General features: G+C 48.8%; 14 protein-coding genes. 7 read left to right on the top strand and 7 right to left on the bottom strand.

The genetic code is table 11. The features are described 5' to 3' along the window. The first annotated feature begins 38 nt into the window (after positions 1–38). The 3 genes from ACZ42L_RS06985 (at position 39) to ACZ42L_RS06975 (ending at position 5,898) form a co-directional block, all read left to right on the top strand. On the top strand, positions 39–1,544 hold the full coding sequence (locus tag ACZ42L_RS06985) for an aryl-sulfate sulfotransferase (RefSeq protein WP_464715660.1): 1,506 nt from the start codon (positions 39–41) through the stop codon (positions 1,542–1,544). Positions 1,545–1,609: 65 nt separating this feature from the next. Continuing rightward, positions 1,610–4,411, top strand: coding sequence for a SusC/RagA family TonB-linked outer membrane protein (locus ACZ42L_RS06980; RefSeq protein ID WP_464715659.1), 2,802 nt, complete (start codon positions 1,610–1,612; stop codon positions 4,409–4,411). A gap of 11 nt (positions 4,412–4,422) precedes the next feature. Further along, a complete protein-coding gene (locus ACZ42L_RS06975; protein ID WP_464715658.1) occupies positions 4,423–5,898 on the top strand; it encodes a RagB/SusD family nutrient uptake outer membrane protein in 1,476 nt (491 codons plus the stop codon). Positions 5,899–6,045: 147 nt separating this feature from the next. Here ACZ42L_RS06975 and ACZ42L_RS06970 read toward each other — a convergent pair whose 3' ends face one another. The 5 genes from ACZ42L_RS06970 to ACZ42L_RS06950 are packed head-to-tail and all read right to left on the bottom strand — an operon-like array spanning position 6,046 to position 14,381. Then, entirely contained in the window at positions 6,046–7,392 is a 1,347-nt protein-coding gene (locus tag ACZ42L_RS06970; protein ID WP_464697669.1) for a discoidin domain-containing protein, read from the bottom strand. 16 nt (positions 7,393–7,408) lie between these two features. After that, positions 7,409–8,533 carry a DUF1735 and LamG domain-containing protein gene (locus ACZ42L_RS06965; protein ID WP_464715657.1) on the bottom strand — a complete coding sequence of 375 codons (1,125 nt, stop codon included), beginning with the start codon at positions 8,531–8,533 and terminating at the stop codon, positions 7,409–7,411. A gap of 20 nt (positions 8,534–8,553) precedes the next feature. Continuing rightward, complete coding sequence (locus ACZ42L_RS06960; RefSeq protein ID WP_464715656.1) at positions 8,554–9,657, bottom strand: glycoside hydrolase family 18; 1,104 nt, start codon at positions 9,655–9,657, stop codon at positions 8,554–8,556. Between the two features lie 18 nt (positions 9,658–9,675). Continuing rightward, entirely contained in the window at positions 9,676–11,277 is a 1,602-nt protein-coding gene (locus tag ACZ42L_RS06955) for a SusD/RagB family nutrient-binding outer membrane lipoprotein (RefSeq protein WP_464715655.1), read from the bottom strand. A gap of 14 nt (positions 11,278–11,291) precedes the next feature. Next, on the bottom strand, positions 11,292–14,381 hold the full coding sequence (locus tag ACZ42L_RS06950) for a SusC/RagA family TonB-linked outer membrane protein (protein WP_464715654.1): 3,090 nt from the start codon (positions 14,379–14,381) through the stop codon (positions 11,292–11,294). A 1,241-nt stretch (positions 14,382–15,622) separates the two neighbouring features. Between ACZ42L_RS06950 and ACZ42L_RS06945 the strand changes: the two genes are divergently transcribed. Next, complete coding sequence (locus ACZ42L_RS06945) at positions 15,623–17,029, top strand: leucine-rich repeat protein (RefSeq protein WP_464715653.1); 1,407 nt, start codon at positions 15,623–15,625, stop codon at positions 17,027–17,029. Positions 17,030–17,033: 4 nt separating this feature from the next. Beyond that, the gene (locus ACZ42L_RS06940) at positions 17,034–17,192 is read left to right on the top strand and encodes a hypothetical protein (protein WP_464702105.1); all 159 of its coding nucleotides are present in this window, start codon (positions 17,034–17,036) and stop codon (positions 17,190–17,192) included. Positions 17,193–17,592: 400 nt separating this feature from the next. Here ACZ42L_RS06940 and ACZ42L_RS06935 read toward each other — a convergent pair whose 3' ends face one another. Both ACZ42L_RS06935 and ACZ42L_RS06930 read right to left on the bottom strand, forming a co-directional pair. Further along, complete coding sequence (locus ACZ42L_RS06935; RefSeq protein ID WP_464697657.1) at positions 17,593–18,009, bottom strand: putative toxin-antitoxin system toxin component, PIN family; 417 nt, start codon at positions 18,007–18,009, stop codon at positions 17,593–17,595. Next, a complete protein-coding gene (locus tag ACZ42L_RS06930; protein WP_464715652.1) occupies positions 18,006–18,230 on the bottom strand; it encodes a hypothetical protein in 225 nt (74 codons plus the stop codon). Before ACZ42L_RS06930 ends, ACZ42L_RS06935 begins: the two co-directional genes overlap by 4 nt. 844 nt (positions 18,231–19,074) lie before the next feature. Here ACZ42L_RS06930 and ACZ42L_RS06925 point away from each other — a divergent pair. Both ACZ42L_RS06925 and ACZ42L_RS06920 read left to right on the top strand, forming a co-directional pair. Further along, positions 19,075–22,236: a SusC/RagA family TonB-linked outer membrane protein gene (locus ACZ42L_RS06925; protein WP_464715651.1), complete on the top strand. Its 3,162-nt coding sequence runs from the start codon at positions 19,075–19,077 to the stop codon at positions 22,234–22,236. Between the two features lie 13 nt (positions 22,237–22,249). Then, positions 22,250–23,875, top strand: a complete 1,626-nt coding sequence (locus tag ACZ42L_RS06920; protein WP_464715650.1) for a RagB/SusD family nutrient uptake outer membrane protein — start codon at positions 22,250–22,252, stop codon at positions 23,873–23,875. Positions 23,876–23,885: the final 10 nt, after the last annotated feature.

Raw genomic sequence — 23,885 nt, 5'->3', positions numbered from 1 at the left:
GTGCCTTTGTGTTGATAGCTTATCCTATCTATTGTCTTATGAAACGTAAGAATATCATCATCTCGGTCGTTGCAGCGATTCTTGTTGTTTTGTCGGCCGTTCTCGGCACTATCTATTACCAAGGTCGTAATCGGATAGTCTCTATCGTGTTGACCTCACCCAACAATACGGCGATGTATAGCCGGGTGGCTGTGCAGTTGGCTAAGCCCGCTCCCATCTATGTGGAGTATGAGGAAGTGGCCACGGGCAAGCGTTTTCGCACCCGTGTGTCGGCATCTGCCATCCGTCATCAGTTGGATTTGTTGTTGTTGAAGGCCAATACCGAGTATCGTTTTCGGGTGGTGATAGACAAGTTGTTTAAGCAAAAATCGGCTTCCGAAAGCTTTACCACGGCCAAACAGGCATCCTGGTTGGTCAATCATTGGCTGGGTGACAGCCGGCCACACGATGCCTCTGCCTTGGGCGATGGCATGGTATTGGTGTGCAATGCACGCCTTCCGGGCTATATCATGATGATTGATGGGCAGGGCGAAGTGCGTTGGTATTGGCAGATAGAAGGCATCGGCGTTCGCTCGGCCATCCTCACTCCGCGTGGAACTATCTTGGCTATGCTTCGTCCTTTCAGTCGGGATGTGCGCGATAGCACAACCCATGTGTCGGGCAATGTGGCCGACGAGGAACATAAGAAACCCACTCGCCGCGGTCCGATAGGGTTTGTTGGCGGTACACAACTATGCGAAATCTCACTTACTGGCAAGTTGCTATGGCGCTTAGACCTCAAGAAAGTGGAGCGCGACAAGCAATTCCAAGTCATCCATCACGATTTCTACATGGACAAGCAAGGCTTGATACATGCGCTATATCGGCCCGATACCGTCGTAACGGTGCGTAAGAACGGTGTCGCAGTGCGCGATACGCTCAACGGAGACGGCGTGATGGTCATCGACTCTTTAGGGAAAGTACATAAGACATGGTCTGCCTGGACTCGTTGGGATATGAAGAACGATCCCTATATGGCAGAGTATGGCCACGACCGTTTCCACATGAATGGCCTGATAGAAGCTTCTGATGGCAATTATCTGTTGTCGGTGGCCATCGAAGATCAGATATGGAAGGTAAACAAGGAGACGGGAGAAATCATGTGGAAGTTTGGAAAGAAGGGAGATTTCAAGATGTCTCCGCACGATTACTTCTCGTTCCAGCACACGCCCAACATCACAAAAGACGGCGAACTGTTACTGTTCGACAACGGCTTGTACACCAAGCGGTCGGCTGTTCGTGGTTTTAAGATAGACGAAAAGAATAAGACTGCCAAGACCTCCATCAGCATCTTGTTGCCTGGTGAATTTTATTCCTCGCGCATGGGTAGCGCCTATCTGTTGCCTAACGACAATCTGTTGATATCCTGTGCCAAGACCGGTGCTATCCTGGTAACCAATCGTAAGGGCGACATCTTGTGGCAGAGTATGCTCTATTTTGCTCCTTATCGTGCTGTATATGTACCCCAGAGCGCATGGAAATCGTATTTCGTTCCACTTAATTAAGCTTGATGATTCGCCTCAGACTATTGCACCTTCTCTTTGTTGCGACATGTGTTCCCATGTGTCTGATGGCTCAAAGTGTCTCTGACAGTACGTCGAAGTACAGGCTGGAGAACATGACAGGGCGGGTACGGCAGCTCGACGAGGTGGTAATAGTGGGCTACGGGCGACAGCGTAAGGGCGATGTGTCGGGCGCGGTGACCACCGTTCGTACCGATGATATGCGCCAGGTTGCCGACGCTTCGTTCAATCGTCAGTTGGAAGGATTGGCCGCCGGCCTTCAAGTCTCCACCACATCGGGCGAGCCTGGAGGTGGTGTGAGTCTCCGAATCCGTGGCGGAAGCAGCATCGAAGGGGGAAATGAACCACTCTATGTCATTGATGGTTTCCCTGTCTACAGCACTGTTGTCAGCGCGTCTGCGGTGAGTGGCGCTCCCCTGAATCCGCTTTCCATGCTTGCTTCGGGCGATATAGCCTCCGTCACGGTACTCAAGGATGCGGCTGCCACGGCCATCTATGGTTCTCGTGCGGCCAACGGCGTCATTATTATTACCACGAAGAGTGGACAATCGGGCAAACCCAAGATTACATATCAGGCTTCCGTAGGCGTACAGACATTGGCCAAGCGTATAGATTTGCTCGATGCCAGGCAGTTTGCAAGTCTTCGCAACGAAGCCCTTTACGATGCTAACCCTGCTTTGGGTACTCATCAATACCTCTCGGCTGACGAGATAGCAGCCTTAGGTGGGGGGACAGACTGGCAGAGAGAGGCCTTTCGGTCTGCTCTGACCACCGACCATCATTTTTCGGTGAGCGGTGGAACTCGACAAACCCGGTATCATGTTTCAGGCAATTACTATCTGCAAGAGGGTATTTTGCGGCATACCGACTTCAGCCGCCTGGCTACCCGTGTCAATTTGCAGAGCCAACTTAGCAGTCGGCTGAATACAGGCATCAACCTCTCTATGGCCCAGACTGGAGGCCGGTTAGCCCCTGAAGGCATCATTACCAGTCTGCTCTTGATGCCGCCCACGGCTACTGTCTACGATAAAGTGCGTGGTGGCTACACGCTTCGCAATCCTTTTGAGAATATATTTGCCAACCCTATAGCCTCGCTTTTGGAGCAGACTAATACTTCACGTAGTTTCAAACTGCTCGGTACGGCATTTGCCGAATATACCTTTCTGTCCCAACTCAAGTTGAAAGTAATGCTCGGTGTTGACTATCAGTCGGGCCACGAGCGACGCTATATACCCTCTACCATCTACGAGGGTAAGGCAGCCGGAGGGATAGCTTCCGTCGGAACGTCGGAGCATAGGTCGTGGCTGAACGAGAATACCCTCACCTATACTGCTACCGTAGCCCGTAAACACCGCTTAGAAGCGCTCTTGGGGCTTACCCAGCAAGAGACAAAAGTAGAGTGGGTACGTACGGGTGCATCTAATTTTGTATCCGATAAGCTGTCTTACAACAACCTGGAAAGCGGTGCGGTAGTTACCACTCCCTATTCCTATGCCACTCGCAATGCCCTCATTTCCACCTTTGCCCGCTTGAATTATCAGTTCGACCATCGTTATTTTCTGACAGCATCGCTGCGTGCCGACGGCTCTTCGCGCTTCGGGGCTAAGAACAAATGGGGGTGGTTTCCGTCGGTCGGGGCATCGTGGGATGCCAGTCGTGAATCGTTCTTCGGTCCGATTTCCCATATTGTCTGCCAGTTCAAACTACGCGCCAGCTATGGTGTGACGGGCAATCAGGAGATTGGCAACGAGCAGTCTTTGGCCACCCTCTCGGCCGTAGCCTACCAGTTTGGTGGCATCCATGTGAAAGGATTTGCCCCCGACCGTGTGGGCAATGGCAGATTGGGATGGGAATCAACCTCACAGTTTGACCTTGGTCTCGACATCGGCTTGTGGAATAACCGCTTCAGTCTTTCGCTCGACTACTATCACAAGCGCACCCGCGACCTGTTGCTCAACGTAGAAATTCCTTGGACTTCGGGCTTCCAAACCTCGCTACAGAACTATGGTACGGTGGTAAACCGAGGCTTCGAACTGGCCTTGCAGAGCCATAACGAGTGGGGGAAAATGCGTTGGGATGCCGATTTCAACTTCTCTCTGAACCGTAATAAAGTAGTGCAGTTGGGTGGCAATGCCCCCCGATACATCAGCGGATTGTACTATATTCTGCAAGTGGGACAGCCACTTGGCACGTTCTACGGAGCTGCTACCGACGGCATTTTGCAGCCAGGCGAGGAGCAGGGTAGGGGCGCACTGACCGGCAATGCCAATCCTAAAGCCGGTGACAGGCTGTACCGCGATGTCAACGGAGATGGTAAATTCACCGTTTCGGCCGACCGAACCATCATCGGAAGTGCACAGCCCGATTTCATCTGTTCGCTTTCCAACCGTCTGGCCTATGGCAGTTTCGATGTGAGTTTCATGCTGACTGCCAGTGTAGGCAACGACGTCCTCAATCTCAACCGACAGGCTTTAGAGGTTTTCAGTGGACAGCAGAATGCAGCCGCTTCGGCCGCAGAGCGGTGGACAACCAGCCATCCCAGTCTTACGATGCCTCGTGCTAAGCTCGACCCTGCACCGGTTTTCTCCGACCGTTCGGTGGAAGACGGGTCTTATCTTCGGGTGCGTACCGTGACGTTGGGCTATACACTGCCCGCTGGTTTTGCCCGGAAACTCCACATTGGTGGTCTGCGCTGGTATGTCTCGGCTACCAATCTGCTTACTTTTACAGGTTATTCGGGCTACGACCCAGCTGTCACAACGGCTGCCAATGCCGTAGACCAGGGTACTGACCAGGGCGTTTATCCCTCTTCGCGCACCTGTAGTATCGGCTTTTCTGTTCAGTTCTAATCCGCCAATCCATGAAATATCTATATCTGCTCGTTGTGTTTTTCTTTGTATCATGCGTCAGTCTCGACGAAGAACCAGCCTCGCGCCAAGTGGGCGAGCGTTTCTATCGCAATGAGGCTGAGGCTCTGTCGGCCGTCAATGCCGTGTACGAATCGTTACACAACAAGGACAGCTATCTGCCTATGTCGCTATACAACGGCTTGATACATATTACCACCGAAATGGCCACCGACGACTATATAGCTGGTCCGCGTGCCCGGAATGCCCATGTACGCGCTATGGCCTCATTGACTTATGATGCTTCCAACAACCGTGTAGATGAACTTTGGCGCGAGACCTATATCACCATCAATCGGGCCAATGCCGTCATCGACCGCACGGCTACGATTCCCGAAACAGAAATCTCGGACGGTATGCGCAGCCGAATCATTAACGAAGCCAAGTTTCTGCGTGCCCTCAGCTATTTCAATTTAGTCAGATGGTACGGTAGTGTACCCCTGATATTGCATGAGGTGAACGACCTCTCTTCGTCCAATCTCTATCCAGCTAAGAGCAGTGAGGATTCAGTCTATGTTCGGATTGTGGCCGATTTGGAGGATGCCTGCCAACTGCCCGCCCCTTCGGAGTATGCTGCCGAAGATGCCGGCCGGGCCACTTCGGGGGCTGCACAGGCTCTGTTGGCCAAAGTCTATCTTACCCGTGGGCGATGGCAGCAAGCTGCCGAGACGTGCGAAAAGCTCATGTCTACGCACTGGTATAGCCTGTTTCCCGACTTCTCATCAGTATTCGACGTAGCCCATAAGAATGGGAAAGAGCATATATTCTCGGTGCAATACCAGGGAAATGCCGGTTATGTGGGCAATATGCTGGGCAGTCTGTCGGCTGCCTATGAAGTTCCGGGCATCAATGGCGACTATGCGCACGCTGTCAATCCCAAGAGTGGGCTGTATGCTGCGTTTGTTCCTGCCGACAAGCGTAGGGCTGTCACGTTTGTAACAAGCATGGTGAGTCCTGCCGACCATCAGTCCTACACCCTTTCCCAGCCCCATCTTTTCAAGTATTACGACCCCTCTGCCGAGGGAAAGCCCGGCGAGTCGTCGCGTAATTTCCCCGTTTTGCGCTATGCCGACGTGCTGTTGATGTATGCCGAAGCACTGAACGAGTGGCACGGCAGTCCTACGGCTCAGGCCTATGCCGCACTCGACAGTGTGCGAGCCAGAGCCGGCTTGCCCTCTTTGTGGGGCTCTCACCCCTCTTTGTCGCAGTCGGCTTTTCGCGACAGTGTGTTCCTGGAGCGGCGCAAGGAGTTTGTCTACGAACATCAACGATGGTTCGATCTCGTGCGTCGTGGTGCTGATTACTATGTGCAAACCCTCCATCGGGCAGGAAAGAGCAATGCCGCTGCTCGGCATATCCATCTGCCAATACCGCAGCGCGAACTCGACTTGAATCCTCAACTCAAGCAGAATCCGGCGTGGGAGAAGTAGGGGACGAATTGATAATTGACAATTGAAAGTTGATAATTGGGGGGGGGTAGGGACATCGCAGACTACACTTGCTATCATCTACAAAATAAGAGAGGGGTATGCCACGATGGCATACCCCTCTTCTTGTATCAGAAACGACGTACCAGTCTATTTGTAAACCTTAACGCCTATCAGAATATCATATCTATCTGCCGTTACATCTATCTTCAGATAACGTGTTGATACCGATTTCAAAACCGAATAGCTATTCCACTGAGTCTTCGATACAGGAATATCTCCGGACAATACCTTCCAGTTCTTATTATCGTCACTACTATAGAAAGTTACTGAATTTGGATAGGAAAAATTATATCTGCCAGTACCCAGTTGCAGCCCCTTGACAGTCTCTTTCTGGCCCATATCTACAACGATGGAGCTGACACCGGCACCAAGGTACACACTGCTTGTCCATTTTCCATCAATGAGCGACGTAGCTTTTCCGTACGAGGGCGCAGGAGTCATTGTCACTGTCCATCCTGTTGAAGGTATCAATGTACCTGTAGGAACTTCGGAAGAAGCTGCAATATAGATATCCATCACCTTGACAGGAATGAGTACCTCGCCGTTCACGAGGTTGTGCTTGCCACCCTTTTCGTCGTAGTAGACCGCGCGCATCGGCAACACATAGTCGCCAAGGGCTGTGAACTTCTCAGGATGAGAAACCGATACGGAAACATCCAAAGATGTTTTACCCTCGCATTCCACTGCCTCGGCAGTGCTGATTCCTTCGGGCGCCAACTTGGTATTGCCATCGCTCTTGAAGAGGGAGTTGTCACGTTCCAGGCCAATCTTACCCTTGTAGGCGAAATCGTCTGCCGTACTAAGTTTCACCGTAACGGCAGTCTCACCCACATAGATAGTGGGGCTGCCCAAAGATGCAACGACTCCCGTTCCACCATATGTTACAGTCCAAAGGTCTTTCGGCGTAATGACAACATAGGCATAGTCTTGTTTTACCACTTCGGGGCTTTTCAATTCATCGCCCACCGGAGCTATCTTGACCGGCACGACCGTAGGCTTCAAGATTTTAGACAAGCCCTTCACGGTAACAGGGACATCAAAATGAGAGGTCTCCGTACCCACCTCTATCGCTCCGCCATCCTTGAATTCCACCTGTGCCGCAGTGGCTACGGTGTAATCCTTATAGGTGGTTTCGAGCAGAGGAGCGTCAGTAGCCAAAGCCACCTGTACCTTGCCGGCTGTTGTCAGGTTACGGCTGAGCGTCGCACTGAACGTAAATACTTGAGAATCCTCACCTAAATGCAAATCACCGACAAAGCTGCTTGTATGTTCCGCCACCGTCGTAGAGAAATACACGAGGTTGTTGCGAGGGTCGCTTCCGCTGAAATAGCCCTTGACATCGTACTCGCCATCGTAGTTATAATCATGGCTACATGAGGCGAAAGAAGCTGCCGTAAGTGCTAACGCTATGAAATAAATATATTTTTTCATCATTGTTTCTATTTAATCGTTATTCGGGGAACTTTTGATCTTGCCACGTAATCTTGCTATGATCATACTCTGTTTTATCGCCAGAGTCTTTCGCATAAGCATGAAGTTTATGTGCTTTCTTACTGATATCTTTTACACCATGCTCCTTGGTCAACGGTGCATAGAACAGCAGATTAGGATTCTCCGGATTCTCAATATAGAGATTGTCCATGACCTGGAAAGCGGTCTGTGCCTTGTTATAGAGACGAATTTCACGCACATTGCCTTTGAATGCACCCCAACTCATATTGATTTTGGTGAATGTCTCTACTTTTGGCACGTCGAATTCATTATCCAACACACCGTTGATGTAGCATTTCACGTGCTGGCGATTGTACACCCAAGCCACGTGATACCACTTCTTGGGCTGTATCTTTGTCTTGGCAAAGGCCTTCGGGTCGTCGGTCTCACCCACCTTCATCTGTAATCCACCATCCTCTGTCAGACGTGAATAGAAGTCGGGAGAAAGTACTGCCTGGTTGGCAAAGTTATTGTCTATCTTCATACCGTACGACAAAGTCCATTCCTGCAAGTCCTGATAAGCCGGTTCAAAGTTGACTTTCAGATAGAATCCATCCTGACGCATCACCGTCGTATTGAGTACACGGTCGAGCGCGAATATCTTGGTATCGCTCGATTTCAGGATGTCAGAACCGTTAGCAGACAGCAATTTTACGGGAATTGCATACTTCACAGACGCACTCAGCTTGTCGTCAAGCGGCTTGATAGTCACGTCTACTGACCCGTTGGAAATCTCATTGGCACCAATCGTCAATGATTCCTTAGACAAAGAGTAATACTGGGCCGGCAACATCTGATAGGTTGTTCCGTACGCTTCGTTGTAGGCAGCCAGTGCCTGTTCGTCGACTGCAAACTTGACATCGACATTGCCATTGAGCAGATTGGCAGCTCTGGCTGTCAATGTTCCATGACCTCCGGCCTCATCCACTGTTATCTTGGTTACCGGAGACTCTGCAGCTCCGTCGATATAAACCGCATTGGGCAAACCGTTCTCTTCATTTACCTTGTCGTAATCAACATTGGCACACGACCATGTGAAACAGGCTAAAGAAGCTATTCCTAAAGTTTGAAATATATGTTTCATTGTCATCTCGTTTTAAAGTGTTATTTTACGGCAGGGTTCATAATCTGGATACCTTCGCGCAAGTATTTGTAAACAGGACTTGCCGCATAGTCTTTCTCCATGTGATAACTGCCTATACCAGCTTTACGGGCACCATTGGGTTGCCACATAGCCATACCTATATAGGAAGGAACTTGCTTTCCATCGCGAGTGGTATGGGTGACACCACCACCAGCAGAATAAGCTTCGAAGTTCTCTGTAACTATCAACTTCTTGGCAACTTCAGCAAAAGTCTGTTTTGGCTTAAACTTCTGATATACTCTGTTAAGTCTTCCGTCAAGGTCTGTATATGACTTACAGTTATACGCTTGCAAGATGTAATAATCAAAATAGAGAGCCATCTCTGCCGAGAACCAATACGGCTCACCGTCAACTACCAGCCACTTCTTGCGTCCTTCCTCTGTTTCTGCCTTCGGACCGATGCGCTTACCCATCGTGCGGATAAAGAGATTCATACGATCCTTCTGCCACATTTCCTTATTTGTTTGGAAAGGTTGAGGGATGTTAGGCTCTGCATCCAAGTCGTAACCATCAAGGTTGTACTTATAGATGGTATCACAAATAGCATTCGCATACTTGACGATAGCCTTGCTGATAGCATCTTCATCACCGTCGACCCATCCCCAATAAGCATGATTATAGTCCGACCATGACTCCCCTTTGTCTTTAGAAGACTGCGGTTGTTCGGGAGTAATGTTCTTACCGATGTCAAACAACAAGCTACAAGCCAATACACGTAGGCCCTTTTCTTGCTGTGCACGCTTCAGGTCGGCTTGCCTAGCTGCCGACAAATTGGTAAAGCCATCCCAAAGAGACACGAAGTCTGTACTGTCGGGAAGATTGTAAAGACAGCGCGAAGCAGGGCTTTCACCTGTCCATCCACTGAACCAACCGAAGGTCAGTTGATGGTCGGTCTGCTTATATGCACGGAGGTTTGCCAAGTAATTCTGGTGTGCTATGGACAACGTAGAGTCGGCATCAACCAGCAATTTATCTATATTCTTGTTTTCCACTTCTGTCCAATCGCTGCATCCTACACTCAGCAAGGCCATCAGCAGAAAGCTGAAAATAATATATTTTTTCATATCAGTTTGGTCTTTAAATTATTTGTTAGACTTCTTGTCCCACCACACACGTGTAGCACCATTGTCTGGTCCACCGAGCAGTTTGACTGCCTTGGTAATGTTGTCGAGGTTCTTTGTATATTCGTCATTAGAGTAAGGAATACGTGTCGGACGGTTATCTCCATTCACATCGCAATCGGTAGATACCGACACAGCCTTGAAGATACGAGGATAACCCGTGCGACGGAATTCCGACCAAGCCTCTTGTCCGTCAGGATAGATGGCCAGATACTTCTGCGTGATGATACGCTCCAGGCTCTTCTCGAAGTCACCGTCCTGCCACTTGATTGTGATGTCAGATGGCGCATCCGCACTATACTGCGAATTGATAGGGTCAACGAAGTTTACCGGTTTAGCTGTAGCGTCAGCAGCATAAGTGGCAGCTTTGTCCGTACCCAGACCGTTTTCCTCGAACGAGGTAGCAATACCTTGCTCATAGAAAGTCTTGGCACTGTTAGCACCGCCCATGTTCCAACCACGCAATGCACCCTCGGCACGGAGGAAATAAACTTCCGAAGTCTTCATGATATATACCGGAGTACCGTCCTCAACTTTCAGGAGAGAGATTTTATCTCTGTCAAGATAGTCCGTCGTACTCGGCATATTGGTACGCAAACCATAGTAGTCAGATACATTCTTTACAGTACCTTTCTGGAAATAAGAAGCCAAACGGGGATCCTTGTAACCTTTCATGTAAGAAGCAATTTCTGCTCCCATACGGGCATCGTTATAACCTGCATCATTGATAATGACCAACGGATTCTTCAGCACGACGCCTGCACCCTTGCACAAAGTAGCGCCATCGCCCATAGCCTCGAACACTCCATGAGGATTGGTGATAGCCTTCTCGGCATACTGCTTGGCCAAAGCCTCGTTGGCATAGACCACACGCATAGCCAGACGGAGCATCAGAGAATTGGCTAACTTGCACCACTTCACATAATCACCCTCATAGATAACATCGTATTTGGGGAACACATCGTGAGCTTCCTTAGCCAGTGTCTGCACAGACTCGTCCAACTCTTTGAGCATAGCCTTGTAGACATCTTCCTGCGAATCGTACTCAGCCAGTGCCGTACCTTCTATACCTGCCTTGGAATAAGGGATAGGACCGAAGGTGTCGGTAGCCTTATGTACAGCAGCAACCTTGATAATCTGAGCCACGGCGAAACCTGCCGGATCGTCCGCGGTACGCTTTTTCATATCGAGCCAGTTGCGATATGCGTTTCCGGCCATCACATTATAAGTGTATTGACTCCAAGGTTTCAGGGTGAAAGTAGGGAATCCTCTGCCCACCCACTTGTTCTGCGGAGGAGCCATATACCCTATCCAGCAAGCACCACCGAGGGTATAAGGAATCTGATAGTCATTCACATAACCTGTACCCGATGACCCTACAGGGAAGATACTCATCTCGAAGGCCGTGGCAAAACCGCCCACGTTCAGGTTGTCCATCTTGAGTTCGTCCTCCGTAGGCTGACGGTGGTCGCGATTAATATCGGCAAAGTCAGTCTGGCAAGAGGTCAGCACGGTGGCAGACATGGCCGCCATGCAAAGTATTTGATTTATTTTATTTTTCATAAAAGCCTTGTTGTTTAGAATTGAAGTTTCAAACTAAAACCGATATTACGCAAGCTCGGAGCGCTGAAATAGTCGCTTCCCTGACCATAAGTACCAGTAGACGCTGCAATCTCAGGATCGAACGGAGCTTTGTTGTAAATCATCCAGAGGTTGTTGGCAATGACACCTACAGTGACGCCGGGCCATCCCTGACCGAGCAAAGTCTTAGGCAAGGTGTAGCTGAGGCTCACGTTCTGCAAGCGAACATTCGTTGCACTGTAATAGTAATAAGCCATCAACTGCTGGTTGGCTACTACTTCGTAATACTTCTGTGGGTCTACTTTCAATCCACCGGCTACCTCTACATAACCACGGTCGCGTGCCAAAGCCGAAGACTTAGAAACACCGAACTGGTCGAGTACGGCCTGTGTGGCAGAGGTCACAACGCCACCGAAGCGGGCATTGATGAGGAACGAAAGGTTCAGGCCTTTCCAAGAAACACTGTTTTTCCAACCCATCGTGAAGTCGGGATTGGTATTACCTATCTTGATGCGCTCACCCTTTGGCAGGTCCATAGACGACAGGCTGCCATCAGGACCTACGGCAATCTGGCCGGTAGCATCACGCTTCAACACCTTCGTTACGTATACATCGCCCATGCTATCGCCCTCGCGGATGAATCCACCACCGGCTGTTGTCTCAGTAAAGTTGATAATCTGTCCGTCGACACCGGTGTCATAGTCGTGTACCAACTTCTTCACCTTATTGACGTTGCGGCTGTAAACCAATCTTGAATCGAACTCTACCTCACCAATCTTGTCGCCGTAACCCAACGACATTTCGATACCGGAGTTGGCGATGTCACCGGCCTGGATATACATGCCTGAGTAAGGAGCAGTAGCCGAAAGCTCTGCCAAGAAAGTCTGGTTATATGTATTGGAGTGATACCATGTAAGGTCGAAGTTCAAACGACTTTCAAACATACGCAGGTTTAAACCGAATTCATAGGAACGTGTACGCTCTGCTTTGAAATCGAAGAAAGGCATGATGGTACGGGTAGAAGGCACACCGTTGGCGATAGGATAGGTCAACGTGCCACGGGTAACACCGCGATAGCGGTCGGGGATAGGCGAACCAACCTCGGTGAAAGAACCTCTCACCTTCATGAACGAAATCACTTCGGGCAATTTCACCATCTTCGAGATAATGGCCGAAAGACCTACAGACGGATAGAAGAACGACGGTTCTTTGGCATTGACCAGCAACGAACTCCAGTCATTACGGCCAGTCATGGTAAGATAGAGCATGTCTTTCCAAGAAAGTTCGGCACTGGCAAAGACAGCTGTACCACGCTTGCGGAACTCAGAATCGCTGGGAATGGCCTTCACGGGGTCGAGTGCTGCCGACGAGAAGAGGTTGGGTACTTTCAGGATAGGACCGCCGAAGCCTACTGTGCTGGAGCGATAGTCTTCCAAGCTCGCACCGACATTGGCAGTCAGGCGATAGTCCTGGCCGAAGCTCTTGTCGACATTGAACATCACGTCCATATAGGTCTGCTGGTCCGAACCCTGCGAATGGTTGTAGATACCATTGCCATGAGTGCCGGCATACAGGATACCCGTACCGCTGGCATGGAATCTGCTCTCGGCCTCGGTGTATGTATTGTCCACACGCACACGGCCCGTTACATTGAGCCAAGGCAGGATGTCGTACTTCAAGCTACCCATCAACATATAGCGTTTACGCTTGGTGGGGGTCAGCATGTCGTTGACAATGAAATAGGGATTCTGCAACTGCATACCCTGGTCGCCATAAGGCCAGTACTGCACGGCAAACTTGCGGGTAGCATCGTAGCGCTTATACAGCTGAACAGCCGACCAGTCTTCGCCACGAGGGAAGAGATATACGGCCGGAAGCGGATTGTAGTATTCACCCGGACGATACATATTGTCGGTATTCTGAATGATATAGCTACCGCTGAAGTCGAGATGCAGCCTGTCGTTCAGGAAGTCGCTCGTGTTGCGGGCCGTGAAGTTATAACGGTTATAGGCATTGTTCTCCAAGATACCTGTAGCATTGGTACTGGCCACCGACACGTATGTCTTGTTGGTCTTAGTACCCGTCGTCAGCGTCACGGAGTTGATATAGCTGTGACCCGTGTTGAAGAAATCTCTGGGATTGAAGTCCGACGGGCTGGCCAAACGGTCGCCCCAACTTTCAAACGAACCGGCCTTGTTGCCGTAAGTATTCTGGAATTCGGGCATGATAAACGGATTGGAGAACTCCATGCTGCTCGAAACAGCCACGCTCACCTTACCCTCTGCACCACGACGGGTGTTAATCATGATGACACCGTTGGCTGCTGCCGAACCATAGAGGGCTGCTGCCGAAGGACCTGTCAGCACGTTGATGCTCTCGATATCGTCGGGGTTGATATCGGCAATACCTTCACCGCTGGGCTGACTTGAATATCGTCCACCGCCGATATCGCCACCGCTCTTATTGAACATAGGCACACCGTCGATTACATAAAGTACGTTGTTGCCACCGGTGATTGACTTCGTACCACGCATAACCACACGTGTAGGGCCACCGACACCCGTCGTCGAGGCATTGATATTGACTCCGGCCACAGCTCCATTAAGGCTGTTGACAAAGTTGACGTTCTTCACCTTGGTCAAATCCTCGCTCGATACCTTCTGCACGTTGTAGCTCAACGCCTTCTCCGAGCGCTTGATACCGAGGGCCGTAACAACCACTTCGTTCAGCGTCTTGCTGTCTTCTTGCAGCACTACGTCTATCGCCTTGCGATTGTTCTGCTGGATAGTCTGTGTGGTATAACCCACATAAGAGAACACCAATTTAGGATTGCTCACCGAAGTAGTGATGGAGTAGCGGCCGTCCAAGTCGGTCACAGCCAGTTGCTTTGTTCCTTCTACCACAACGCTCACGCCTATCAAAGGCTCACCCGATGCGTCTTTCACGACACCGGTTATTGTCTGAGTGCTCTTGCTTACCTGCTGTGGTTGCTGCGCAAAAGCCCACTGGGCAGGTGCTGCGACCAAACATACGGAAAAGAGCGCCCTTACAAACATAGAATCAATGTTTAATAATTGCTTCTTCATAATTAATATTTAGGTGTATTGTTATTTATACTTGATTATCATTAGCCCACGAAAACTGCATCCATGAGCATTTTAAACTCTCTACAACCCTATTATATAAATAATAAGGTACGCGAAAAGAACGAGATGTTAAAAGTCTCCGTCTAAATTTAAATACATACAGATAAAGTCGTTAGGTTTATAAGTTATGTACTCGTTTTTGTTATAGATTTGGAACGATTTACATTCGTTTCGGATCAATTACCGCAACAAAATTAATATTTTTATCTTGATAATAAAAATATTTTTAAAAACTTTTTCAAAAAGAGTTGTTTTTTGGTGAATATTTCGCCAACAGCACATTGTTTAGAACGAAAACAATATGCTATTTACACACTTTATCATGCAACTGCAACTTAAAGACTCACTAAGTAAAAAACTTAAAAACTTAGAAAATTAGAAAACTGCAACGACTTTGGAGTAATTTAATGGAAAATAGATAAGGTTAGAATGTAGGGAACTGTCAATTATTAATTTTCAATTATCACTTCTCTATTCATTTTACTGCAAAGCCTCCGCAGCAGTGCTGCAAAGGCCTGACAGCAGTGCTGCAAAGCCACGGCAGTAACGCTGCTAAGGCCTTGCAGTTTTTTGAGTTCGTGAGTTCTTGAGTTATGGGGGAGAGAATTTTATTTGCCCCCTACCATTGCTACATGGTGTGGAGTACCTGTCGGCACTCATTATCTTGTACACATATTCTCCTGTGGTTTTCGCTTTGCTTCAACCGTAGGCTATTATAAACTGTAACCGCTTTGCGGTTGGGCAACTGTTATATTAGTAAATCCCAGCGGTGAAACCGCTACAGTTTATACTAGCCGACGGTTGTCGCATGACGACGACCGTCGGTAGAAGGTGACTATGATGAGTGTTGGTATCGGAACGTATTGATGTAGCCCTGTCGATATTCGTGGCAATGCCTGTGTTGGCATTCTTGTTCTGACTCTCTTGAATTCTTGGAATTTATATATTTTAAGTATATTTACATTTTATTACCCCCCCCTGCACTAACATACAGGATATTTGACTAATTTTGCCGACGTATTTGACAATCCTTTAATAAACTGAGGGACTGACTAAAAACAAGAGAGAGTTATAAGTAGTGGCTTCCCTTTTATTCTATATGCTTTTCAAAAGAATCTGACGGACATGGATGCGAAAGAGGGACTGGCTGTATTTACTATTAAATCAATTGACAAGAAACAATGAATCAAATTAAAAGAAATTTGTTGTGGGTGTGCCTGCTCCTGATTGGGATGTCGGTACATGCAGAAGATTTTGAGGCCATCATTGACGGGCATCCTTTCCATTTCAATGTGCGCGATGCGGTGAAGCATACCGTGGAGTTGACGCAAGACCCCTTTCACCATCATTACTCAGGTACGATTATCATCCCTGAGACGGTGGTAAATCCTAATAATGGTATTGCATATACCATCGACTATCTGAAAGACAGTGCGTTCAAGGGTGAAACGGATATCACTCGTCTGGAATTTTCTGACGCATTGAGAGACTTGGGACACAATGTGTTTGAAGGTTGTACGGGGTTGAAGACCGTCGTGTTCGGTGCGAACCTGGAACATCTTTGGAAGCGTAGTTTCCTTGGCTGTTCGTCGTTGGAGACATTGGTATTCGGTAAGAGCGACAAGTTCTTCGAGATGCGTAAGTATGCCGACGACGGTCCGTTGGGCGGTATTCCCCATGTGGATGCAGTCTATTGTACAGACCCCGACCCCAAGGATGTGGCTATGACGGATATAGGTGATCACGGCGAAGTTACACCGGGTGAAGAGCCTTTCGACGTGATAGGAAAGACCGCCACACTCTATGTGCCTTTAGGTACAGCAGACGCCTATAAGACCAAGATGGGCTGGCGACAATTTGAGAATATACAGGAGTATATCTTGCTCGACGAGAATAAGGAACTGAAGCTTACCGTGCCTGTTACGGGTAAGCGCGTGGTGTTCCAGCGTACGCTCAAGAAAGACAGGTGGAACTCTTATTGCGCTCCGCTGAATCTGGATGCGACTGAAATCGCAAATGTGTTCGGTGCGGGTACTGAGGTGCTGGAGTATGATCCCAGCAGTACCAAGTCGACACTGAAGTTCAGACATGTGACCGAAATCAAGGCCAACGTGCCTTACATGCTCAAGGTTACCAAGGAGTGGGATGGCTATACTTATATGTGGCCCGCACACGATGTGGCGAAGCCTGAAGCGGTGACGGCCACTGGTGGGGCGTTTGCGTTCACAGGCAGCTACACACCGGGTAATGTGCCGCAAGGCAGTTATTTCCTGAGTGGTAGCAAGTATTATAAGGCAAAGACCAGTACAAGCAACCCCATCCTCGGTTATCGTACCTATCTCTCTTACCTGGGCAACAGTTCCAGTGCGCCGGCTGCCCCGTTCTTCCAGTTCATGGTGATGCCGCTCTCGCTGGGTGGTATGCCGACGACCGAAGTTATTTCGCTGGTCGATGAGCAGGGTGAGCAGGACGGCGATGTCTATAATCTCCAGGGACAAATGGTTTGCAAAGCTGGACAGTCGAGAGAATCGCTGCCTCAGGGTGTATATGTGGTTAATGGAAAGAAAATACTGATTAACGGGAAGTAAGACGATGAAAAAGAAAGTTATATATATTGCTCCCACAGTAGAGGCTGTACGCATGAACATAGAAAATCCGCTGATGGAGTGGAGCGATCAGCAGATAGATGGTAATGATACCCCCGACTTCGATTATGGAGGTGAAGGTGACGAAGGTATACCGGCAGATTGATTTCGGATTTACTCGTGCAAGAATAATAGGAATGGCTATTGCGTGATGATTCACGACGGTGGCCATTCACTTTTTTTACCTATCTTCGGTCAGATGATAATTGAAAATTGAGAGGTGAAGGAACTGTAGGGACGCGGCATGCCGCGTCCGAAAAGGAAATGGCCTGATACCTACCGTAGGGGCGAATTGTATTCGCCCTTTCTGATGCTCTTAGACAGAAGATAATATTTCAAGAGGGTAACGACCTGAACATACGCCACTGTAGGGACGTGGCATGCCGCGTCCGCAGGTAAGGTGAAGAATGTGTATGGAGTTTAGTCAATGTAGAGACGGAGTGTACTCCGTCTCTACCCGATGCCATATTTTTGGTGCAATATAAAAAGAAATACAGGCTTATGACTTATGCGTTCTCCACTTCATGGAGGAATTCATCAATACCAATGACATCTACTTTGGGAAAATCAATCTGTCGAAGTACATCGAAATGACGATCCTCGGTAACGATATAGCGGGCATTGGAAGTAATGGCGCAATCCACGAACTTGTTATCGTCGGGGTCGGCGTCGATAAGTTTGTATTTGAAGAACGGATCCATGAAATACGTTGTCGTATTGTTGATTATGATATTCATCACGTAGTCGGCTATATCTTTACCCCAGAACCTACTGATGATTTCCTCGTATTCCTCCAGTATCTCATTGGATACACACAGCACATATTGCCCCCTTATGATAGCTTCCCATGTTTTGTGGTATCGGCTTTTGGGTGGTAGGCTCAGTATGAGGCAGTTGGTATCAAGAACGATACGTTCTTTCATTTGTCAGCGTGTTTTCTGAGGTGCATCGTTTTGATTTCCTCCAGTTTCTCGTCAGTAATTTCTCCCTTGTCCCATAGTTCGTTCAGCCGCTTGTCGAGTTTCTTCTGATAGAAATCCATCAAGGCAGTTTTCAGTTCGGCCAGTTCTTCCTCCGTCTCGTTGAAAGAAAAGAGTTTCAGCAGGTGGAGTTGTGTCGGGTTAAAAATGGTATTTGTGTTCATTGTCTTTCCTCCTTTGTTATATTCTTTTGATGGAGCAAAGATAATGTTTTCTTTTGATAAATGCAAGTGCTGAGATTTTTCTCTCCATTTGAGGGAGAGGTCGTAATCATAGGGCGAATGCCATTCGTCCCTACAGGTGTTTTTAGACATAAGAACAGAAGAGGCATATTTAGTTTTTGAGTTCATGAGTTGTAGTCCGCAGGTAAGGTGAAGAATGTATATGGAGTTTAGTTAATGTAGAGACGGAATGTACTCCGTCTCTACCCGATGCCATATTTCTGGTGCAATATAAAAAGAAATACAGGGCAGAATATGTCTGTCTGTTTTCTGACGCGGCATGCCGCGTCCCTACAGTTCCCTACATTCTCAATCATCCATTATCAATTCTCAATGTGGATTACCTGCCGGCACTCATTATCTTGTACACATATACTTCACATCATGTAGTAATGGTAGGGCGAATTCAATCCGTTCCTACGGGTGATAATTATAGTATTCGGGCTGACAAAGGGGTAGGGTAGATACGCTGTGTACACCGTCTCCATGTTTATCTCAGCTCATAATAGTTCTTGTTATTAATTTATTTTAAGTATATTTACATTTTATTACCCCCCCCTGTTGTGCCAAATATGGAATCTAATCATTATCTTTGCTACAATAATTTTACCATTTAGAAAAACCAGTCAGTCGAAGTGTGATGAATCATGAAATGCTTAGTTTGTTGTCGTAGGCTTATCAGGTTTCTATTATAGAGGTGTACACCTTATTATATATGTGTAGCATGCCTTATAGTTTGAAAAACGACAGAAGAGAATGTTTTTTTTATCCTAATCTTTATATTATCATGAGCAAAAACAAGAATGTCTTATTCATGTTTGCCTTATCCTGCGGTTTAGGCGGCTTATTGCCAATCCATGCACAGGAAGTAAGTCAAAATCGGGATTTAGCTTATGTTTCAAATGCTAAATCGTCGGCCGTTGCAGCATTGCAGCAGCAGAAAAAGAAAGTTCAAGGTCGAGTGGTCGATGGTGCGGGTGAGCCAATCATCGGTGCTACGGTCATGGCCAAAGGTTCTACCAACGGGACAGTGACCGATCTTGATGGTAACTTCACACTGGGCGGAGTGGCAGATAATGCCACACTGACCATATCGTTTCTGGGCTACAAGACACAGAGTGTAGCCGTGGGTGGCAAGTCGAACATCGTAGTGACGCTCTCTGAAGATGTGGCTACGCTGAATGAAGTGGTTGCCATTGGTTTCGGAAGCCAGAAGAAAGCCAACCTGACGGGTTCGGTAGCCGCAGTGACCGGTAAGGATATTGCGACGCGTCCGGTAGCCAACTCGGCTGTATTGTTGCAGGGTGTGATACCCGGATTGCGTGTCAACCAGAGTCTCGGACAGCCTGGCAACGAGTCTGTGTCTTTCCGTCTGCGTGGACAGGGTACGTTCTCCAGTGCAGGTTCAGACCCGTTGATACTGATTAACGGCGTTCCAGGCTCGCTCGAAAACCTCGATCCCAACACGATTGAGGGTGTGTCGGTGCTGAAAGACGCAGCTTCGGCAGCTATCTATGGTGCGCGTGCTGCCAACGGTGTGATACTTGTAACTACGAAAGCCGGTTCGGGCGTGATGGACAAGGTGGCCATCACCTATAACGGCAACGTGGGTTTCCACTCTCCTACAAGGATGTACGACCTGGTGAACGACTCACCCAACTACATGAAGTATGCCAACATGGCCTGGGCCAACTCCAATTCGGGCAAGGCATATACGGAGGAAATGATGTCGAAGTATCGCACGCCCTCCGCACAGTATCCCAGCTTCGATTGGCTCGACTATATGTTCAACACCGCTACGGTGTGGAATCACAATCTTTCGGTAGCCGGAACGGGTAGCCGTACGACGTATAACGTCTCGCTCAACTATGTGAGCCAGCCTGGTACGATGCGTGGTTTCAAGTACGACAAGTACAATGCAACCGTCGATGTGACGACCAAAATCAACAACTTTATTAAGGTGGGTACTTATACCAACTTGATGATGGGCGACTCCAGCAGTCCGCGCCAGGGTCAGGAAGACGCCTTCCTGTCGACTCTGTCTCAGGCACCTACCTATATGCCGTGGTTGCCGGAAGACGGTACGGGCGCACGACGCTATACCAATGCTGCCTACAACATCGAGGAGCATAACAAGAACATGGCAGCCATTATGGATGCAGGCGTGAAGCGCACGCAGCGCAATTTCGACCTTAACTCGCAGATTTGGGTACAGGTAGACTTGCTGAAAGGACTGTCGTGGTATACTAAGGGTGCTGTGCGCTTGCTGGATACCAAGCAGAAGGTGTTTGTGAGCGGCGTGTTCCCCATCTATGATTATCATACAGGTGTGGCCAACGGTTCGCTCGATACCGGTACACAGGGCTTGAGTGTGGACGACGGTCGCCGCTTCTACAAGAATCTCTATTCTTACCTGAAGTACGACTTCGCGCTCAACAACAATGCCCACCGTTTCAGTGCCATGCTGGGTTACAACCGCGAGGACGAGAAATACGAGACACTGGGTGCTTATAGAAAAGAGTATGCTTTCCCATTGCCGGTGATTGATGCCGGTTCTACAGCCAACTGGTCGAACAGCGGTGGCGAGGAAAACTGGGGTATTCAGTCTTTCTTCGGACGTTTCAACTACAACTTCAAAGACCGCTATCTGTTTGAGGCCGATGCCCGTTACGACGGTACGTCGCGCATAGCACAGGATAACCGCTGGGGCTTCTTCCCCTCGTTCTCGGCTGCATGGCGTGCTACCGAAGAAAAGTTTGTGAAGGACCTGAACTGGGGCTGGCTCGACGATTTCAAGCTGAGAGCTTCTTGGGGACAGTTGGGTAACCAGAATATCGGCTTGTATCCCTACCAGGCAATGATAGCCAGTGTGTCTGACTATCCTTTCACAAAGACGGCCGACGGCACGGTGGTAGGCTATATCCAGACTGCTTATGCCAATTCCGACATCAAATGGGAGACCACCACGATAACCGATATCGGTTTCGACTTGGTAGCTTTCCGCGGTTTGAGCGTTACGTTTGACTGGTACAACAAGACTACGAGCGACATCTTGCGTAGTTCTCAGGTATCGGGCTTGCTGGGTCTGTCTGCTCCTACGGTGAACATGGGTAAGGTGAGGAACACCGGTTTCGAGCTTTCCATGACTTATAATAATGTAGTGAAGGGTGGTTTCTTCCAGGGCCTGAGGTACAATATCGGCGGTAACATTGTGCGCAACAAGAACAAGCTCGTTACCTTCGGAGCGAAGGAAATCAGCGGTTACCATGTGTATGAAGAAGGACTGCCTTACGGACAGTATTACATGCTCGACTGCATCGGTGTGTTTGCCGACAAGAACGAAGTTGATAAGTCGCCGAAACAGTTTAATGACAACACGCAGCCAGGCGACTTGAAGTATCGCGATGCCAACGGTGATAATGTGATTAACAACGACGACCGCGTGATGATTGACGGTCAGTTCCCCGCTTTCGAGTATGCTATTACGGGTAGTGCAGCATGGAAAGGCTTCGACCTGTCGTTTATTACACAGGGTGTAGCCAATAAGAAGTATTATACAGACCTTTGGGGTGTAAGACCTTTCTTCCAGGGAAGTGCACCGACATGGGAATACATCAATAACATGTGGACCGAGGAGAATCCTAACGGTGCAAAATATCCGAGACTCTACTGGAGCAATATGGGTGGTAGCAAGAACACACGTTCCAGCACATTCTATCTGAGGAACGCAAGTTTCTTCCGTCTGAAGAATATCACACTGGGTTACACCTTGCCTAAGGAGCTGACCAGAAAGGCCAAGATAGAGCGTCTGCGCTTCTATATGTCGTGCGACAATATCCTCACTCTGACCGGATATAAGGGCTTGGATCCTGAGCGTGGCGGCGACGGAAGAGATGCTCAGTATCCTCAGAACAAGATAGTTTCTTTCGGTGTAAATGTAGAATTTTAATTGAACTTGCAATATGAAAAAAATATCATATATCTTTATAGGGATCTTGGCGCTGTCGAGTTTCACGTCGTGCAGCAGCGACTTTCTGAATCAAAACCCAACATCGCAGCCTTCGCAGAGTTCCTTCTGGCAACGAAAGAGCGATTTCCAATCTGCATTGGCAGCTTGTTTCTCCAGCTATTATACCTGGCCGGGCGTGATGTCGCAGATTATTCCCTGCTACGACGGACTGACAGATAATGCGAATACGGAATACGACGAGACTACCTATGGTAGTTCCAGGACCATCGCCGTGGGCGACCTGGACCCGAATACGGGTGGCTATGTGTCGGGCATCTATTCACACTGTTACACAGTTATCGGTCGTGTGCATCAGATTTTGGAGAATCTGGAAACTTATAAAGGCTCAGACATGAGCGACGCCGAGCGCAAGGAGATGGTAGCTCAGTGCAAGGCCATGAGGGCTTATGCCTATTCCTGGCTTTATCAGAACTACCGTGAAGTGCCGTTGGTACTCCAGTCTCTGACGATGGAGAACATGTACGAACAGCCGAAAGCTACACGCGAGGCCATCAAAGCCCAGATATTGAAAGACTACGACGAAGCGTATGCAGCCATGTCGGATGGTGTCTACAAAGACGCCGACAAGAGTGGTAAGTTTACCAAGGGTGCAATCCTGGGATTGAAAGCCCGTCTGTTGCTGTTTGATGCCTACGATGACAAAGGTAATGCCGTGAAGACAAAGATGCAGGAAATTATTCCTGTATTGGAAGCTATCAAGGGGTACGGCTTGGCTAAGAGCACGAGAGAGAACTTTGTATCGAGCAAGCAGTTGGCTTCTCCGGAGATTATGTATTCCGTGCGTTACCTGGGACCTAACTACACGAACGATATGGACCTCTATTACGGCAACTGGAACGTGATGATGCCTACCCGCGATTTGGTAGACGCCTTCGAGTGTACGGATGGTAAGGCATGGAAGGATTCTCCGCTGGCAGTGCATCCCGACGAGTCGAAACTGAAAGCGAAGGGAAATGCAAGTACGCCTGAAATACAGGCAGAACGCGAGAAACTTTTCAAGAACCGCGACAGACGCTTGGCAGAAAGCATTGCACATGGGGCTTTGGCATTCACCGAATTTGCCGATAACTCTGATGCACCGGCTATCACTGCAACGTTGACGGGATTCAATATGGTGAAGCTGGTACAGCCTACCAAGACAATGCCCGACTATTCTACGGTATGCGATGTTGATGTGGTGGTGTTGAGATATGCCCATGTACTCCTGATGTTGGCCGAAGCTGAAAACGAAGTGAATGGCGCGACAGCCAAGGCGTTGAAGGCTATCAACGAGGTGCGTACACGTTCAGGACAGCCGGAAATAGCAGCCGGTATCAGTCAGGCCGGTTTGCGCGAGCGCATCCGCAACGAGTGGCGTGTAGAGACCTGTTTTGAAGGCTTGCGCTACTATCAGTTGAAGCGTTGGCACTTGCTGGAGCAGAAAGTGAACGGATTTGAAGATCCTGCCAATCCGGGATATAAGAAGGTGGTGAAACCAGCGTTCTATTTCTTCCCGATTCCACAAGGCGAAATTGATAAGGCCGGCGGTAAGTTGGTACAAGATTCGAATTACAAGTAAGATAGTCGTA

The organism is Prevotella mikamonis, assembly GCF_055381405.1.
This window is presented reverse-complemented; position numbering and strand designations above follow the sequence as displayed.

What these genes read in the sequence shown, in the direction of transcription:
- ACZ42L_RS06985 (WP_464715660.1), top strand. Translation starts at nt 39, where the DNA reads ATGAAACGTAAGAATATCATCATCTCGGTCGTTGCAGCGATTCTTGTT.
- ACZ42L_RS06980 (WP_464715659.1), top strand. Translation starts at nt 1,610, where the DNA reads ATGGCTCAAAGTGTCTCTGACAGTACGTCGAAGTACAGGCTGGAGAAC.
- ACZ42L_RS06975 (WP_464715658.1), top strand. Translation starts at nt 4,423, where the DNA reads ATGAAATATCTATATCTGCTCGTTGTGTTTTTCTTTGTATCATGCGTC.
- ACZ42L_RS06970 (WP_464697669.1), bottom strand. Translation starts at nt 7,392, where the DNA reads ATGATGAAAAAATATATTTATTTCATAGCGTTAGCACTTACGGCAGCT.
- ACZ42L_RS06965 (WP_464715657.1), bottom strand. Translation starts at nt 8,533, where the DNA reads ATGAAACATATATTTCAAACTTTAGGAATAGCTTCTTTAGCCTGTTTC.
- ACZ42L_RS06960 (WP_464715656.1), bottom strand. Translation starts at nt 9,657, where the DNA reads ATGAAAAAATATATTATTTTCAGCTTTCTGCTGATGGCCTTGCTGAGT.
- ACZ42L_RS06955 (WP_464715655.1), bottom strand. Translation starts at nt 11,277, where the DNA reads ATGAAAAATAAAATAAATCAAATACTTTGCATGGCGGCCATGTCTGCC.
- ACZ42L_RS06950 (WP_464715654.1), bottom strand. Translation starts at nt 14,381, where the DNA reads ATGAAGAAGCAATTATTAAACATTGATTCTATGTTTGTAAGGGCGCTC.
- ACZ42L_RS06945 (WP_464715653.1), top strand. Translation starts at nt 15,623, where the DNA reads ATGAATCAAATTAAAAGAAATTTGTTGTGGGTGTGCCTGCTCCTGATT.
- ACZ42L_RS06940 (WP_464702105.1), top strand. Translation starts at nt 17,034, where the DNA reads ATGAAAAAGAAAGTTATATATATTGCTCCCACAGTAGAGGCTGTACGC.
- ACZ42L_RS06935 (WP_464697657.1), bottom strand. Translation starts at nt 18,009, where the DNA reads ATGAAAGAACGTATCGTTCTTGATACCAACTGCCTCATACTGAGCCTA.
- ACZ42L_RS06930 (WP_464715652.1), bottom strand. Translation starts at nt 18,230, where the DNA reads ATGAACACAAATACCATTTTTAACCCGACACAACTCCACCTGCTGAAA.
- ACZ42L_RS06925 (WP_464715651.1), top strand. Translation starts at nt 19,075, where the DNA reads ATGAGCAAAAACAAGAATGTCTTATTCATGTTTGCCTTATCCTGCGGT.
- ACZ42L_RS06920 (WP_464715650.1), top strand. Translation starts at nt 22,250, where the DNA reads ATGAAAAAAATATCATATATCTTTATAGGGATCTTGGCGCTGTCGAGT.